At 53.5% G+C, this 16,045-nt stretch carries 15 protein-coding genes, 1 tRNA gene and 1 other RNA gene; 7 read left to right on the top strand and 10 right to left on the bottom strand.

Annotated elements, in window-relative coordinates; translation table 11 throughout:
• Positions 1-175: 175 nt before the first annotated feature.
• Together cspE and OGV94_RS22480 are read right to left on the bottom strand one after the other, a co-directional pair.
• Positions 176-388 carry a transcription antiterminator/RNA stability regulator CspE gene (gene cspE, locus OGV94_RS22485; protein ID WP_000014594.1) on the bottom strand — a complete coding sequence of 71 codons (213 nt, stop codon included), beginning with the start codon at positions 386-388 and terminating at the stop codon, positions 176-178.
• A gap of 279 nt (positions 389-667) precedes the next feature.
• Positions 668-958, bottom strand: coding sequence for an HTH-type transcriptional regulator (locus OGV94_RS22480; RefSeq protein ID WP_005133819.1), 291 nt, complete (start codon positions 956-958; stop codon positions 668-670).
• Between the two features lie 380 nt (positions 959-1,338).
• Between OGV94_RS22480 and OGV94_RS22475 the strand changes: the two genes are divergently transcribed.
• The gene (locus OGV94_RS22475; RefSeq protein WP_016154915.1) at positions 1,339-2,049 is read left to right on the top strand and encodes a DUF3053 domain-containing protein; all 711 of its coding nucleotides are present in this window, start codon (positions 1,339-1,341) and stop codon (positions 2,047-2,049) included.
• Positions 2,050-2,107: 58 nt separating this feature from the next.
• On the opposite strand, the gene ghrB is transcribed toward OGV94_RS22475, so the two are convergent.
• From ghrB to OGV94_RS22445, 6 genes are all read right to left on the bottom strand, one after another.
• On the bottom strand, positions 2,108-3,082 hold the full coding sequence (ghrB, locus tag OGV94_RS22470; RefSeq protein ID WP_087050767.1) for a glyoxylate/hydroxypyruvate reductase GhrB: 975 nt from the start codon (positions 3,080-3,082) through the stop codon (positions 2,108-2,110).
• Between the two features lie 22 nt (positions 3,083-3,104).
• Entirely contained in the window at positions 3,105-4,385 is a 1,281-nt protein-coding gene (locus tag OGV94_RS22465) for an MFS transporter (RefSeq protein WP_003827389.1), read from the bottom strand.
• Between the two features lie 64 nt (positions 4,386-4,449).
• Positions 4,450-5,388, bottom strand: coding sequence for a sugar kinase (locus tag OGV94_RS22460; RefSeq protein ID WP_043018681.1), 939 nt, complete (start codon positions 5,386-5,388; stop codon positions 4,450-4,452).
• A gap of 3 nt (positions 5,389-5,391) precedes the next feature.
• Positions 5,392-6,141 (bottom strand): sugar phosphate isomerase/epimerase family protein, encoded by a 750-nt coding sequence (locus tag OGV94_RS22455; RefSeq protein ID WP_043018680.1) that lies wholly within the window; start codon positions 6,139-6,141, stop codon positions 5,392-5,394.
• 99 nt (positions 6,142-6,240) lie between these two features.
• On the bottom strand, positions 6,241-7,257 hold the full coding sequence (locus tag OGV94_RS22450) for a LacI family DNA-binding transcriptional regulator (protein ID WP_047407969.1): 1,017 nt from the start codon (positions 7,255-7,257) through the stop codon (positions 6,241-6,243).
• Between the two features lie 104 nt (positions 7,258-7,361).
• Complete coding sequence (locus OGV94_RS22445; protein WP_043018678.1) at positions 7,362-8,024, bottom strand: OmpA family lipoprotein; 663 nt, start codon at positions 8,022-8,024, stop codon at positions 7,362-7,364.
• 159 nt (positions 8,025-8,183) lie between these two features.
• On the opposite strand from OGV94_RS22445, the gene OGV94_RS22440 reads away from it, so the two are divergent.
• Positions 8,184-10,517: a molybdopterin guanine dinucleotide-containing S/N-oxide reductase gene (locus OGV94_RS22440; RefSeq protein WP_100193735.1), complete on the top strand. Its 2,334-nt coding sequence runs from the start codon at positions 8,184-8,186 to the stop codon at positions 10,515-10,517.
• Here the strand turns inward: OGV94_RS22440 and OGV94_RS22435 are convergent.
• Positions 10,486-10,926 (bottom strand): N-acetyltransferase, encoded by a 441-nt coding sequence (locus tag OGV94_RS22435; protein ID WP_047407975.1) that lies wholly within the window; start codon positions 10,924-10,926, stop codon positions 10,486-10,488. The two genes, OGV94_RS22440 and OGV94_RS22435, sit on opposite strands and share 32 nt — an antisense overlap.
• Complete coding sequence (gene tag / locus OGV94_RS22430) at positions 10,916-11,485, bottom strand: DNA-3-methyladenine glycosylase I (protein ID WP_003846107.1); 570 nt, start codon at positions 11,483-11,485, stop codon at positions 10,916-10,918. The genes OGV94_RS22435 and tag overlap by 11 nt, the downstream gene beginning before the upstream one ends.
• A 159-nt stretch (positions 11,486-11,644) precedes the next feature.
• Between tag and OGV94_RS22425 the strand changes: the two genes are divergently transcribed.
• The 5 genes from OGV94_RS22425 to OGV94_RS22405 all read left to right on the top strand — a co-directional run bounded on the left by OGV94_RS22425 (position 11,645) and on the right by OGV94_RS22405 (position 16,041).
• Positions 11,645-12,346 (top strand): autotransporter outer membrane beta-barrel domain-containing protein, encoded by a 702-nt coding sequence (locus OGV94_RS22425; protein ID WP_075145504.1) that lies wholly within the window; start codon positions 11,645-11,647, stop codon positions 12,344-12,346.
• Between the two features lie 251 nt (positions 12,347-12,597).
• Complete coding sequence (locus OGV94_RS22420) at positions 12,598-13,800, top strand: L-lactate MFS transporter (protein WP_043018673.1); 1,203 nt, start codon at positions 12,598-12,600, stop codon at positions 13,798-13,800.
• Between the two features lie 211 nt (positions 13,801-14,011).
• Complete coding sequence (gene eptB, locus OGV94_RS22415) at positions 14,012-15,706, top strand: kdo(2)-lipid A phosphoethanolamine 7''-transferase (protein ID WP_100193732.1); 1,695 nt, start codon at positions 14,012-14,014, stop codon at positions 15,704-15,706.
• 91 nt (positions 15,707-15,797) lie between these two features.
• Positions 15,798-15,874: transfer RNA gene (locus tag OGV94_RS22410), tRNA-Pro, on the top strand.
• Between the two features lie 34 nt (positions 15,875-15,908).
• A non-coding RNA gene (locus OGV94_RS22405) (RtT sRNA) lies at positions 15,909-16,041 on the top strand.
• Positions 16,042-16,045: the final 4 nt, after the last annotated feature.

Raw genomic sequence — 16,045 nt, 5'->3', positions numbered from 1 at the left:
CTTGTGAATGTTGTGGAATACAGACTGGCTCACTATAAAGCTTGCCCTTAGGGAAAGGTCAAAGGGACGACGGGTAAAGTAATGCAAAGAAGCGTTTGGGGGGAAGTCTTGCGAAGTACAGATAAAAAAAATCCCCGCCGTATGGCAGGGATTCAGAATTTTGAGCTTTTTAAGCTTACAGGCTGGTTACGTTGCCAGCTGCCGGGCCTTTAGCGCCGCTTTCGATGGTGAAGGAAACTTTCTGACCTTCGTCCAGAGATTTGTAGCCATCGTTCTGGATAGCAGAGAAGTGTACGAACACGTCTTTAGAGCCATCGTCAGGGGTGATGAAGCCGAAACCTTTGTCAGCGTTGAACCATTTTACGATACCAGTCATTTTACCGGACATAGTGTATTACCTTTTAAAAAATAAGTGTGCCTTTCGGCGATATGGCGTGCTCTACAGATTTTTTAACAGTAAAGGAAATGCTCACTACGAGGGGTATCAACGATAACTCTTGAAGGGACTTGCCTTACTAACTGCTGTAATGGTCTGTACGTCAAACCGTTGAGGGCATTAACTCATTTTACGCATGTGGATGCAACTACTATTTTCTTATTTGTGGATACTCTCCGTAAGGGAACGGTCCTTTTACCGGACCGTTCTTAGGTAAAATTGAAAAATAGTTCAATCCATCAATTGCTTACTTAGTCTTGGGTCTGCCTGAATCAGGCGCATTAACTTCAATTCGGTACTGGAAGGCTTTACGCGTTTAGACTCCCATTCATGAACCATTGCGACCGTCACGCCCATCACCCGGGCAAAATCGTCTGTTTTTAAACCTGTCCCTCGTCGTAGCTGTTCAAATTCGGTGAAAGGGTTGGTTTTTTGCGTCAGAGTGACCGTCTGCGATACATCTTTAAAAACAATCTGCTCCAGACTGCTCAGCAGTTCAAACATAGGATCTTTGTATTCCATTGAGAACTCCTACAAATCACACAGCGGGATCGTGAATTTCATCGAAGCTCATTAAGAGTAGTCGGAAAAAATGAAGCCGGATTTAAGCTTTGCGTGATGGATTCGTTTCAGCGGATCGTGGCCGATAATCTTTTGCAGGCTAACGAACTGATAACGGTCGGGATCTCCGAACGAGCGAACCCGATTGTAAAGATGACTAAAATATGACGCCGTGGGGCAAATGCAGCATTGTTTAGCAAAACGAAGGGTGGCGGGAGTGGTTATTTTCCCCCACAAGATTACGCGGAAAGGGTATCTTGCGGGGCTGACCTGGACTATCCTTGTCAACGTCAGGCACGCGGGTGTCGTTGTGCGCATTTTTGGGTGAAAGGAGTATTAAAATGGCGACAGGTAAGTCCTGCTCTCGCTGGTTTGCGCCTGTTTTGGCGCTCTTAATGGTAGTTGGCCTGAGTGGGTGTTTTGATAAAGAAGGCGATCAACGCAAAGCGTTTATCGATTTTCTGCAGAATACTGCAATGCGTAGCGGAGAGCGTTTACCAACGCTGACCGCCGATCAGAAAAAACAGTTTGGCCCGTTTGTGTCCGATTACGCGATTCTGTATGGCTATTCACAGCAGGTTAATCAGGCGATGGACTCCGGTCTGCGTCCGGTGGTTGATAGCGTAAATGCGATTCGTGTTCCTCAGGATTATGTGACTCAGCGTGAACCGTTGCGTCAGGCAAATGGTGCGCTGGGCGTGTTAGGGCAACAGTTGCAGAATGCGAAACTGCAGGCGGATGCTGCGCATGGCGCGCTGAAGCAGGGCGAGGATCTGAAGCCGGTCTTTGACCAGGTCTACAACAAAGTCGTCACTGTACCTTCAGAGGCGTTACAGCCGCTGATTCCTGCCGCGCAAATCTTCACGCAGCAGTTAGTGCAGGTCGGTGATTTTGTCGCGCAGCAGGATACACAGGTGAGCTTTGTCGCCAACGGTATCCAGTTCCCAACGTCACAGCAGGCAAGTCAGTACAACACGCTGATTGGCCCGTTGGCTTCTCAGCATCAGGCATTTAATCAGGCCTGGACTGCTGCGGTGAATGCCGCTCAGTAATTAAGACGCTGTAATACATGAAAGGCCGGGTGAGCGTAAGCGCTACCCGGCCTTTTGTTTATGGCGCAACCTGCGGGTTCACGCAGTTTTTCTCAAGGCGTCCTTGCAGTGCATCGATTAAATTATCCACCGCACAGGCTGCCATGTTATAGCGTGTTTCATGCGTGGCTGAACCAATGTGCGGCACGGCAACCACGTTTGGCAGCGACAGCAGCGGTGAGTCCGCCGGTAATGGCTCCTGCTCAAAAACATCCAGGCCTGCGGCATGAATTTCCCCATTTTGCAGGGCGGCAATCAGCGCTTTTTCATCTACCACTGGTCCACGTCCGGCATTAATGAAAATGGCGGAAGACTTCATTTTGGCGAACTGTTCGGTGCTGAACAGATGATGCGTTTCTTCGGTTAACGGCAGGATCAGGCAAACAAAATCAGACTCCTGCAACAGCGTATCAAGATCGCAGTAACGTGCATTGAAGCGCTCTTCCGCCTCCTGGTGATGACGACGCGCGTTGTAGAGGATTGGCATGCTAAAGCCGAAATGCGCGCGTTGTGCCAGTGCCAGGCCAATACGGCCCATGCCGACAATCCCCAGCGTTTTGTGGTGTACATCGGTACCAAACCAGTCCGGCCCGATACTTTTGGTCCATTCGCCAACTTTAACTCGTTCAGCGACTTCTACCACGCGGCGAGCGGTGCTTAACACCAGTGCCATCACCGTATCGGCGACGGTTTCCGTCAGCACGGTTGGCGTGTGCATCAACAGCACCTTACGCGCGTTGAGAGCATCGACGTCGAAGTTGTCATAGCCTACGGAAATTGTGGATGTCGCACGCAGCCTGGGCATTTTCTCCAGCAGGGCGGTATTGACGGCTTCACTGGAGCCTAGGAGACCTTCTGCATTGGCAAAAGCGTCGGCGTGCTGTGCGACCGTGTCCGGGCGCAGGTTAGGCACCTGAGTCACAGTAAAATGCTCTTCCAGGCGATGCAGTAAATCGTCAGGTAACGCTTTATAGAGAATAATGGACGGCTTCATGCGAATCTCCGTAAGTTAAAATTTAAGCGTGGCGTGCGCCAATAGGTAGCTGTTGATTATTAGCAGGCTTAACGATCAAAGTTAGCCATACTGAGACAAAAAGCGCTACCCCCATAAAAATGTACGAGGCGGACGGGCTGCCGGTTGCGCCATTTAGGTAGCCGACAAACCATGAACCAAAGAATGAGCCTAGCGCGCCCATGCTGTTTATCAGCGCCATTGCCCCGCCGGCGACGTTGCGCGGCAGCATTTCCGGAATGATGGCGAAGAAGGGGCCATAAGGGGCATACATTGCCGCACCCGCAATAACCAACAGCGTGTAAGAAATCCAGAAGTGGTCTGCGCCCACGGCCCATGAGCCGATAAAAGCGAAAGCGGCAATGAGTAACAGCGGCCAGACAAACAGTTTGCGATTTTGCAGCTTATCGGAGGCCCAGGAGACGAGGATCATCGCCGCCGTCGCCGCCAGATACGGTACGGATGACAGCCAGCCAACCTCTACCATCCCCAGATTTGCACCGCCGTTGCGGATAATCGACGGCAGCCACAGGACAAAACCATAGACGCCAATACTCCAGGCGAAATACTGCATGCACAGCAGGATAACGTTACGTGAGCGGAAAGCCTCGCTGTAGTTACGTACGGCTTTGATGCCTTGCTGCTCTTTTTCCAGTTGCGCCTGAAGCGCGGCTTTTTCAGATTCTGACAGCCAGCCGACCTGAGACGGTTTGTCTTTTACCAGCACCCACCAGCAGAATGCCCAGATGATGGCCGGGAAGCCCTCGATGATAAACATTTCCCGCCAGCCCAGCGCCTGAATCAGGTAACCGGAAACCACGGACATCCACAGGACGGTGACCGGATTACCGAGGATCAGGAAGGTGTTAGCGCGCGAGCGCTCGGATTTTGTAAACCAGTTGCTGATATAAATCAGCATTGCCGGCATCACGGCGGCTTCAACGACGCCAAGAATAAAGCGAATGGCGGCAAGCATTGGAATATTGCTGACCATCCCGGTTAACGACGCGCAGGCACCCCAGAGGATCAGACAGACAAAAATCAGTTTTCGTACGCTGCGGCGTTCGGCATAAATTGCGCCCGGGATCTGAAAGAAGAAATAACCAAGGAAAAACAGCGCGCCCAGCAGGGAAGAGATCCCTTTGGTAATGCCGAGGTCCTCGTTGATACCTGCGGCGGAGGCGAAGCTGAAGTTCGCGCGGTCAAGGTACGCCAGGCTATACGTGATAAACACGATTGGCATGATGTACCACCAGCGTTTTGCTGCATTAGTTGAGCTATTCATAGACTGCCCTCTGGTTATGCTGTTACGCCGCCTCTGTATGTAGGGTACAGAGTTGGCCGGGAATTTATTCCCCTAATTGTTCACGTGTGGGTAATCCTTCGCTGTCGCCCTGAACCTGAATGGCCAGTGCGCCAATTTTATTGCCGCGGGTCACTGCCTGATGTAGCGAGCGGCCTTCGAGCAGGGCGCTGATAACGCCCACGGCAAAGCCATCGCCTGCGCCGACCGTATCGACCACGTTGTCGACTTTTACCGGCGCAACGCAGCCTTGTTCACCGCTGGCAGTTTTGTACCAGGCGCCATCAGCCCCGGTTTTAACGATCACGGCCTTCACGCCATGGCGCAGATAAAAGTCGGCGATGGCTTCAGGCGTTTGCTGACCGGTTAAAATCATGCCCTCTTTTAACCCGGGTAGAACCCAGTCAGCCTGAAATGCCAGCCGGTTCAGTTTTTCCACCATCTCGGCTTCGCTTTTCCACAGTACCGGGCGCAAATTCGGGTCGAACGAGATGGTCTTCCCCTGGGCCTTCATGGTGCGGGCGGTATGCGCCAGTAGTTCATAAGAGCTGGAGGAAAGCGCGGCTGCTACGCCGCTCAGGTGCAGGTGGCGCGCGCTGGCGAAATAGGCCTCGTGGTAATCCTCAACGCTGAGGCGGCTGGCAGCGGAACCTTTGCGGAAATACTCCACAATGGGATCGGTTCCATTTTCGACCTTAGATTTAAGCTGAAAGCCGGTAGCGTAACGCCCGTCCTGGGTGACTCCCTGCGCATCAATCCCTTCTTTTTCCAGCGACTTAACGATAAAACGGCCAAAACTGTCGTTGCCAACGCGGCTCACCCAGCCGACCTTCAGGCCCAGACGGGCAAGACCGGTCGCCACGTTAAGCTCCGCGCCTGCAACGCGCTTGATAAACTGCTCCACATCCGCCAGTTCGCCAGTTTGCGTGGCGACAAACATCGCCATCGCTTCACCAATAGTGACCACATCCAGTGAATTTTTCATACGTTACTCCTCGCGTAACAGCTCGACGTAGTGGCGGGTAACCGCCGTCAGATCCTGCCCTTCCAGGGGGAACTCAATGCCGCGCGGGACGTCGTTGGGCAGCGTTTTTAGCAGCGCCATCCAGCGCGAGTCTGCTGCATCTGGCGGTACGGCGCGGTAGCTGTCGCGATGTGTGACAGCGGCTTTGACATGGATATAGCCAACGGTTGACGCCAGGTTTTGTGCTGCTTCTTCCGGGGAGTCGCCCACCCACAGCCAGTTGCCCATATCGAAGGTTAAAGATATCGGCAGGTTTTGCGTCTGACAGGCTTCGTTAAAGCGCTGCATCGGTTGCAGGCGTCCGCAGGCGGTTTGATCGTTCTCAACAACCAGCTCCATTCCGCTGTTGTCGAGCCATTCGCGTAAAACGTTGAACTGTTCGGTATGGGAAAAATGGCCGAGGGAGACTTTTAACCACAGCGCCTGCAGGGCCTGCGCTTCTTCAAGTAGCGCGGGAAGTTGGGGGTTGAGGTTACCGTTCGCAAGGAACAATGGCTCAGGTGCTGAGTAACAGGCCAGCAGGCCGAAGATTTCGATAGCAGAAGCCATCGTAGGGAGCGTTTTCAGCTCGGCATCGGTTAATAACTCGCGGCGGATTTCAACGCCGTCAGCACCGGCTTCGGCAATGATAGGCAATAATGCCGTTTGTCCGCCTGCGGCCCGCACCTGGTCTTGGCCGTAAGCGGCGGTGACCACCATAATTTTTCTTTTCATGGAAACTCCAGACTAGCGTTGTTGTAATAACGCTAGATGGAACCGGTTCCAAAGAAAAGCCTGGGATGTCGAATTTATGATCACCATCACGAAGGTAATTTAACGGGCGGTAGAGCCGCGCACGATCAGCTCGCCGGAGAAGACCTGTTCCTGAATGGCAGAAGAGCCGCCATCAATTCGGCTTACAACCTGCTCAACGGCAGTGTAGCCAATCTGCCAGGTGGGTTGTTTCAATGTGGTAATACCGACGCCCGCCAGCTCTGCCCATTCCAGTTCGTCAAAACCGAGCAGGCCGATATCGCTGCCCCAGTTAAGGCCAATGCGCTTCAGGGCGCGGGCAACCTGTAGCGTGAGGGCGCCATTGGCGGAGATAACGGCTTTACGCATGCCCCGATGCTGCTGGTGGAACTGGCGCAGCGTGTCATCCAGTTGCGTATTGTCCGTTAGCGGGACTTCGGCATTTTGCGCGATAACGCCGGGGTACTGCGCGAGCGTGGCGCGAAAAGCGCTCAGACGTTCGCGGCGCGTATTCACCATGCCCAGCGGTTCGCTGAGGAACAGGATGGCTTCAAAACCTTGCTCGACCAGATGCTCGGTGGCAACCGTTGCCGCCTGGGTGTTATCCAGCCCGACCATATCGCAGGCGAAATCGGGAATTTTACGGTCAATCAGCACCATCGGCAGCGCAGACTGCTGCAGGCGGTTCAGCCCCTCTTCGCGCATCCCGACGGCGTTGACCACAATTCCTTCGACCTGGTAACTGCGCAGCAGGTCGAGATAATGCAGCTCCTGATCCACTTCGTTGTTGGTGTTACACACCAGCGGGGTAAAGCCCTTATCGCGACAGGCGGCTTCAATACCGCTTAACACGTTGACGGAGTAGGGATTTGTAATATCGGCGATGATCAGGCCGATCAGGCGGGTACGACCGTGTTTCAGGCCTCTTGCCATCAGGCTGGGGCGGTAGTCGAGATCGGCAATGGCTTGTTCAATGCGGGCCAGCAGCGCGTCGGAAAGCAGGTGCTTTTCACCGTTGAGATAACGTGAAATGCTGGTCTTGCCGGTTTTTGCGGCTTTCGCCACATCGCTGATGGTTGCTCGTGTTGATTTGCTCATCGCTGATTTCCCTGAGTTTGGTGACAACACCTTAACGCGAAAATCAACGATGGCAAGTGCTTCATGCCGGATGGATTCGACCTGTCTTCACCCGGCACAAAACGTTACTGAAGTGGGCTTAAGGTGATTTCTACGCGACGGTTCTGCGCTTTACCTTCTGCCGTGCTGTTGCTGGCGATCGGATTTGCCGGGCCCATACCTTGAGTGCGGATACGGTTAGCCGCGACCCCTTGAGTGATTAAGGCGCTGGCGACGGAGTCCGCGCGCTGCTGCGACAGACGCATATTCAGATCCTGGCTGCCGGTGCTGTCGGTGAAGCCCAGCACGTTGACGGCGGTTTTATTGTACTCTTTCAGTACCATTGCTACGCCGGTCAGGGTGTTGGCACCAGCAGGTTTCAGGTTGGCACTGCTGCTGTCGAAGGTGACGTTATTTGGCATATTCAGAATGATGTTATCGCCACTACGCGTCACGCTGACGCCGGTTCCCTGCATTTTTTCGCGCAGTTTTGCTTCCTGCACGTCCATGTAATAGCCGACACCGCCGCCAACGGCCGCGCCAGCCGCTGCGCCAATCAGTGCGCCTTTGCCGCGATCTTTCTTCGAAGAAGAGAGTGCGCCAATGCCCGCGCCGACCAGAGAGCCAATACCCGCGCCAATGCCGGATTTACCCGCTTCGCGTTCGCCGGTGTAAGGGTTTGTTGTGCAGCCAGAAACCGCCAGGGCGCCGCTCACGATGGCAGCAATAACAAAAACACGTTTCTTCATCTTAATTCCTTAATGACTTTTTCTTCTTTGCCACAGCGACCGTGGCGGTTGATTATGACGTGTGAACATGAAGAAAATTCCAGGGAAGACTCTGAAATTTGTAAGTAACATTGAACGGCATAATAAATAAGCCGTCACATCGCATTCAGGAGCACCATCTTGGCTAATTCACCCGCACATTACTCGGTATTAACCGCCGCTCACTGGGGACCAGTCCTTGTCGAAACCGATGGGGAGACGGTTTTCTCCTCGCGTGGCGCGCTGCCTGGCACCCATCCCAACTCTTTGCAAACCGTGGTGCGCGACCAGGTTCACAGTAAAACGCGGGTACGTTTTCCGATGGTGCGTAAAGGCTTTCTCGCCTCGCCGGATAACCCACAGGGGGTGCGCGGGCAGGATGAATTTGTTCGCGTCAGTTGGGATGACGCGCTAAATCTTATCCATACGCAGCATAAACGCATCCGTGACAGCTACGGCCCGGCCTCGATTTTTGCTGGTTCCTACGGCTGGCGTTCCAACGGCGTGTTACACAAAGCCGCGACGCTGTTACAGCGTTATATGGCGCTGGCGGGCGGTTATACCGGGCATCTGGGGGATTACTCGACGGGGGCTGCGCAGGCCATCATGCCGTACGTGGTGGGCGGCAACGAAGTTTACCAGCAGCAAACCAGCTGGCCGGTGGTGCTGGAGCACAGCGAGGTGGTGGTGTTATGGAGCGCCAATCCGCTGAATACCCTGAAGATTGCCTGGAACGCTTCTGACGAACAGGGGATCGCTTACTTTGCGGCTTTACGCGACAGCGGGAAACGATTGATCTGTATCGATCCGATGCGATCGGAAAGCGTCGATTTCTTTGGCGATAAGATGGAATGGATCGCCCCGCATATGGGGACTGACGTGGCGTTGATGCTGGGTATCGCGCATACGCTGGTGGAAAACGGCTGGCACGACGAGGACTTTCTCGCCCGGTGCACGACCGGTTATGCCCGTTTTGCCGACTATCTGCTGGGTAAATCTGACGATGTTGCAAAAACGGCAGAGTGGGCAGCCGACATTTGTGGTATTCCGGCAGCGAAAATACGTGAGCTGGCGGCGATATTTCACCAAAACACCACCATGCTGATGGCAGGATGGGGGATGCAGCGCCAGCAGTATGGCGAGCAGAAGCACTGGATGATCGTCACCCTGGCCGCCATGCTCGGACAAATCGGCACGCCAGGCGGTGGCTTTGGGCTGTCGTACCATTTTGCCAACGGCGGCAACCCAACGCGCCGCTCTGCGGTGCTGGCCTCAATGCAGGGCAGCATTAAAGGCGGCACCGACGCGGTGGATAAAATCCCGGTGGCGCGTATTGTCGACGCGCTGGAGAACCCCGGCGGTTTTTACCAGCATAATGGAATGGACCGCCATTTCCCGGACATCCGCATGCTGTGGTGGGCGGGCGGCGCTAACTTCACTCATCACCAGGACACCAACCGTTTAATTCGCGCCTGGCAGAAACCGGAGCTGGTGGTTATCTCGGAATGTTTCTGGACTGCCGCAGCGAAGCATGCCGATATCGTGCTGCCGGCGACAACGTCGTTTGAGCGTAATGATTTGACCATGACCGGCGATTACAGCAACCAGCATCTGGTGCCGATGAAGCAGGTCGTACCGCCGCAGGACGAAGCGCGAAATGATTTTGATGTCTTTGCCGAGCTGAGTGAACGCTGGGAAAAAGGCGGATATGACCGATTTACCGAAGGTAAAAGCGAACTGGCGTGGCTGGAGACCTTTTACAATATTGCCGGGCAACGCGGGGCCAGTCAGCAGGTGACATTGCCGCCTTTCGCCGAGTTTTGGCAGCGCAACGCCCTGATCGAAATGCCAGAAAACGCCGCCAGCGCGCAGTTTATCCGTTTCGCGGATTTTCGCCGCGACCCGCAGGCGCATCCGCTGAAAACGGACAGCGGAAAAATTGAAATCTACTGTGAGAGGATTGCCGGTTACGACTACGCAGACTGTGCGGGACACCCGATGTGGCTGGAGCCTGATGAGTGGTTCGGTAACGCAGAGCCGGAGCAGTTACAGTTGCTTTCCGCTCATCCGGCTCACCGTTTGCACAGCCAGCTTAACTACAGCGCGTTGCGCGAACAGTATGCGGTAGCGGATCGTGAGCCGGTCACGATCCACCCGCAGGACGCCCACGCGCGCGGCATTGTGGATGGCGACACGGTCAGGGTGTGGAATCAGCGAGGACAAGTTCTGGCGGGAGCGGTGGTGTCGGCAGGTATTAAACCTGGCGTCATCTGTATTCATGAAGGCGCCTGGCCTGATTTGGATCTCGCTGCTAACGGTATTTGTAAAAATGGCGCCGTCAACGTGCTGACCAAAGATCTCCCCAGCTCGAAGCTGGGGAATGGCTGCGCGGGCAACACTGCGCTGGCGTGGCTCGAAAAATACAGCGGACCAACGTTGACCCTTACGGCGTTTGATCCGCCTGCCAGCCCATAATCCACGTGGGATGGTGAGTTTCCTCCTGCCATGCGCCGTCTTCAATGCGAAAACCCAGCGCATGGTAGAAGTTCACCGCCGATTGGTTCTTCTGGTAGACCTCAAGGCTGAGTATCGAAAAGCGCTGCTGCACATGCTGCACCAGCGCTTTGCCGATCCCGTTTCTGATGGCGGCAGGCGCGACAAACAGCGCGCCGAGAAAGCGGTCATCAATAACGCTGGCAAAGCCTTTGAGCTCGCCTTCTTCTTCCCACACCCAGGTTTGCGCGGCGGGCAGGTAAACATCACGCACGATGGATTCACTTTCGCGCCAGTAGCGCTCTTCGATAAACGGGTGGGCATGGATTGTGCTTTCCATCCATAGCGCCAGAATCGCCGGTAGATCGTCAGCCTTTGATTCACGAATCATGTTGTTCTCCCGGATAGCAGATGCAACTGGTGACATGATCGTTGACCAGGCCGCACGCCTGCATAAAGGAGTAACAAATGGTGGTGCCGACAAATTTAAACCCGCGTTTTTTTAACGCTTTAGACAGCGCGTCTGACGCAGGCGTTGAGGTGGGGATATCGCTCAGGTTGGCGGCGCGGGTCACTTGCGGTTGGTTATCAACAAATGACCAGACGAACTCGCTAAACGACTCTCCGTTTTGCGCCATGGTCAAAAAGGCGCGAGCGTTGCCGATAATGGCCTGAATCTTTCCGCGATGGCGAATAATGCCAGCATCCAGTACCAGCCTCTCCACATCCTCTTCAGTCATGGCCGCCACTTTTTCCGGGTCAAAATGGTGGAAGGCGTGGCGATAATTTTCCCGTTTCTTTAGTACGGTAATCCACGATAATCCGGCCTGCTGGCCTTCAAGGCAGATCATTTCGAACAGCTTTTTGCCATCGGTTTCGGGGACGCCCCATTCCTTGTCGTGGTAGGCAATGTAAAGTGGGTCCTGGCTGACCCATCCGCAACGCTGCATATTCTTCCTCGCTGTTTTTACTGGCGTAAAAATTTCATTCGGCCCGCCTTGACGCGCCAGCTAAAAAGACAATATTTAATACAGGGCCTGATGGGCCCGATATCCTTCACACAATGATAATAATATCGCCGAATTCGGCTCTTTTCTGGAGTCGCGTTGATGATTATAAGAAACAGTAGTGGTCGCCAAAGGTTAACTCTGGCGAGCGTCATAGTTTGTGCGCTGTCCATCAATACAGCATATGGCTGGCAACAAGAATATATCGTTGATGCGATGTCAGGGCATACGGCTGAACGTTATACATGGGACAGCGATCACCAACCACGTTATAACGACATTCTGGAAGAACGTATCCGCTCCACTCAAAACGTAGCGGGGCCCGTGGTGAATCTGGCGGATGAGACGCCTATGGAGGCGACCAGCGGCATGAGTATGGGCTGGAACTTCCCGCTTTCAAGGCAGGTGACAACCGGTCCGGTTGCCGCGCTGCATTATGACGGTTCAACCACGTCTACTTACAACGAGTTTGGCGATAGCGCGACGTCGGTAGCGCAGAACGATCCGTTGTGGCATGCCAGCGTCAGCACGTTAGGCTGGCGAGTAAACTCCCAGTTCGGTGATGTGCGACCGTGGGCGCAAATCAGCTATAACCAGCAGTTTGGCGAGAATATCTGGAAAGCGCAGTCGGGCCTCAGCCGCATGACGGCGGCGGGTCAGGACGGTAACTGGCTGGATGTTACCGTCGGTGCAGACATGCTGTTGAACCCGCACATGGCGGCTTATGCGGCGCTCTCGCAGGCGGAAAATAGCACCAACAACAGCGACTATATGTACACCATGGGTGTGAGCGCCAAATTTTAACGTAAAAAATCATCAGGAAAACATCTCTGTTACATATTGAGATCAACAATCACACGCGCCTCAGCGATAGCGTGTACTAACTCATGCGATAAAATTCAGTAACCCAACTTTTTGTCTCGTCATTCATTCCACAATCCAGGCATTTCATTCCGTCCTGGCGGCATTTCATGCCGTTTTCTCCTGCTCATAAAAGCGCTTCGGTATGGTTGTTGGCAGAGAATTTCCCATTTTGTTTATGCAGGAAGACTGCCATGAAAACTTCTGATTATCAGCGTACCCGCTGGCTGACTCTGATCGGCACCATTATTACCCAATTTGCTTTAGGTTCTGTTTATACCTGGAGCCTGTTTAATGGCGCACTCTCTTCTAAGCTTGATGCGCCAGTGAGCCAGGTTGCATTTTCCTTTGGCTTGCTGAGCCTTGGGCTGGCGATTTCCTCTTCCGTTGCCGGCAAGCTGCAGGAACGTTTTGGCGTGAAACGCGTCACCATGGCCTCCGGTGTTTTACTCGGCGTCGGCTTCTTCTTAACCGCCCACTCCGACAGCCTGATTATGCTGTGGCTGAGCGCCGGTGTGCTGGTTGGTCTGGCGGATGGTGCAGGTTACCTGTTAACGCTTTCCAACTGCGTAAAATGGTTCCCGGAGCGTAAAGGGTTGATTTCCGCCTTTGCCATCGGTTCTTATGGCCTTGGCAGCCTCGGTTTTAAATTTATCGATAGCCAGTTACTGAGTACCGTAGGCCTGGAAAAAACCTTCATGATTTGGGGCGCGATTGTGCTGGTAATGATCGTCTTTGGCTCCACGCTGATGAAAGATGCGCCGAATCAGGAAGTGAAAACGAAAAATGGCGTGGTCGAGAATGACTTCACCTTGGCGCAGTCCATGCGTAAACCGCAGTACTGGATGCTGGCGGTCATGTTCCTGACGGCGTGTATGAGCGGCCTGTATGTGATTGGCGTGGCGAAAGATATCGCACAAAGCCTGGCGCATATGGATGTGGCAACGGCGGCAAATGCGGTTACCGTGATTTCTATCGCGAACCTGTCGGGCCGTCTGGTGCTGGGGATTCTGTCCGATAAAATCTCCCGTATTCGCGTTATCACCATTGGCCAGGTTGTTTCGCTGGTGGGTATGGCTGCTCTGTTGTTCGCGCCACTGAATGACCTCACCTTCTTTATGGCGATTGCCTGTGTCGCATTTAACTTTGGCGGCACCATCACCGTGTTCCCGTCACTGGTGAGCGAATTCTTCGGTCTGAATAACCTGGCTAAAAACTACGGTGTTATCTACCTGGGCTTCGGTATTGGCAGTATTTGCGGTTCCATTATCGCCTCGCTGTTTGGCGGGTTCTTTGTGACCTTCTGCGTTATCTTTGCGTTGTTAATCATTTCGCTGGCGCTTTCTACCACCATTCGTCAGCCACAACGTAGCGTCTACACCGAGGCGCACGCCTAAATCTATTAGTAGTCTGATTAATACCTGGCGCATATATTTACAAAAATATATGCGCCATTTTCATTCTCTATAAGCACTTTTTCTCCCTCCTGTGGTCTACTTACCCGCGCCCGTAGACATTTCACTTCTGCTGTTGTCGCATTTTTCCTCTGTCCGGTCTGATTGATCGCTGCACAGGGTGTTTTTATCCCGATTTCCAGGGTTTGTTTGCATGAGATACATTAAGTCGATGACGCAGCAGAAACTCAGTTTCTTGCTGGCAATCTATATCGGTTTGTTTATGAACTGTGCCGTATTTTTCCGTCGCTTTAGCGGATATGCGCACGAGTTTACCGTCTGGAAAGGACTCTCCGCGGTTGTTGAATTGGCCGGCACTGTGCTGGTGACCTTCTTTTTACTCCGACTTCTCTCGTTATTTGGCCGACGCGCCTGGCGTGTGCTGGCAACCTTTGTGGTGCTGTGTTCTGCCGGCGCCAGTTATTATATGACCTTCCTGAACGTGGTAATTGGCTACGGCATTATCGCCTCCGTTATGACCACGGATATTGATTTATCGAAAGAAGTCGTCGGCTGGCATTTCATCGTGTGGCTGGTTTCGGTCAGTATTATCCCATTGGTGCTGATCTGGAGTAACCGCTGCCGCTATACCCTGATGAGACAGATTCGTACGCCGGGTATGAGATGGCGTAGCGTGGGGGTAGTATTGTTAGCTGGCCTGCTGGTATGGGCGCCGATTCGCCTGCTGAGCATGCAACAGAGAAGCGTTGAACGTGAAACGGGGATCGATCTACCCAGCTATGGCGGGGTTGTGGCGAACTCTTATTTGCCGTCAAACTGGCTTTCAGCGCTGGGTCTGTACGCCTGGGCACAGGTGGATGAATCTTCAGACAACAAATCGCTGATGAACCCGGCGAAGAAGTTCACCTACGTTGCGCCCAAAAATCTCGACGACACCTATGTGGTCTTTATTATCGGGGAAACCACGCGTTGGGATCATATGGGGATTTTTGGCTATGAGCGCAATACTACGCCAAGACTCGCCCAGGAGAAAAATCTGGCCGCATTCCGGGGATATTCCTGCGATACGGCAACTAAACTTTCGCTGCGCTGTATGTTTGTACGCCAGGGCGGGGCGGAAGAAAACCCGCAGCGTACCCTGAAGGAACAAAACGTCTTTGCTGTGCTCAGCCAGTTAGGGTTCAAGACAGACCTCTACGCGATGCAAAGCGAGATGTGGTTCTACAGTAATACCATGGCGGAGAACATCGCTTACCGTGAGCAGATTGGCGCTGAGCCGCGTAACCGTGGCAAAAACGTTGACGATATGCTGCTGATTACCGAGATGCAGCAGTCTTTGCAGAATAATGAAGATGGTGACAAGCATCTGATTATTCTGCACACCAAAGGCTCGCATTTTAACTACACTCAGCGCTACACCCGCGAATATGCGCAGTGGAAGCCGGAGTGCGTCAATGTTGATAGCGGCTGCTCGAAGGCCGAGATGATCAACTCGTTTGATAACTCGGTAACCTATGTTGATCACTTTATTACCAAAGTGTTTGATCAACTGCGCGATAAGAAAGCGATTGTGTTCTACGCCGCCGACCACGGTGAGTCGATTAACGAGCGTGAGCACCTGCACGGTACGCCGCGTAAAATGGCGCCGCCAGAGCAGTTCCGCGTTCCTATGATGGTGTGGATGTCAGACAAATATCTGGAAGACCCAGACCACGCGAAGGCGTTTGCACATCTGAAGCAAGAAGCTGATATGAAGGTGCCGCGTCGTCATGTGGAACTGTACGACACTATTTTGGGTTGCCTCGGTTATACCTCGCCAAATGGCGGTATTAACGAGAATAACAACTGGTGCCGCATTCCGGACGCGAAGAAGGTTAAGGCTCAGTAATTGGGCTGCTGACTTTCTCACCGATCAAATGGCATTTTGATGCTAAGGGATTGACGGGCGCGCTGCTGAGCAGTAAGATGCGCCCCGCATTCGGTGATTGGCGCAGCCTGGTAGCGCACTTCGTTCGGGACGAAGGGGTCGGAGGTTCGAATCCTCTATCACCGACCAAATTAGAAAAGCCCGCTCTTTGAGCGGGCTTTTTGCATTCCGGAATCCACGAGGATGAGAACCTCCGGGGGCAAGAGGTTCGACTCGAGCGTAGTGAGAGAACGTTGCGCCAGCAACGGCCCGCAGGGCGAGCCACGCAGTGGCGAGTAATCCTCTATCACCGACCAAATT

Source organism: Citrobacter sp. Ce006, assembly GCF_030336535.1.
In the GTDB taxonomy this organism is placed as follows: Bacteria; Pseudomonadota; Gammaproteobacteria; order Enterobacterales; family Enterobacteriaceae; genus Citrobacter; species Citrobacter europaeus.
Note: the sequence above shows the minus strand (reverse complement) of the source record. Positions and strands in the feature narration are given on the sequence as shown.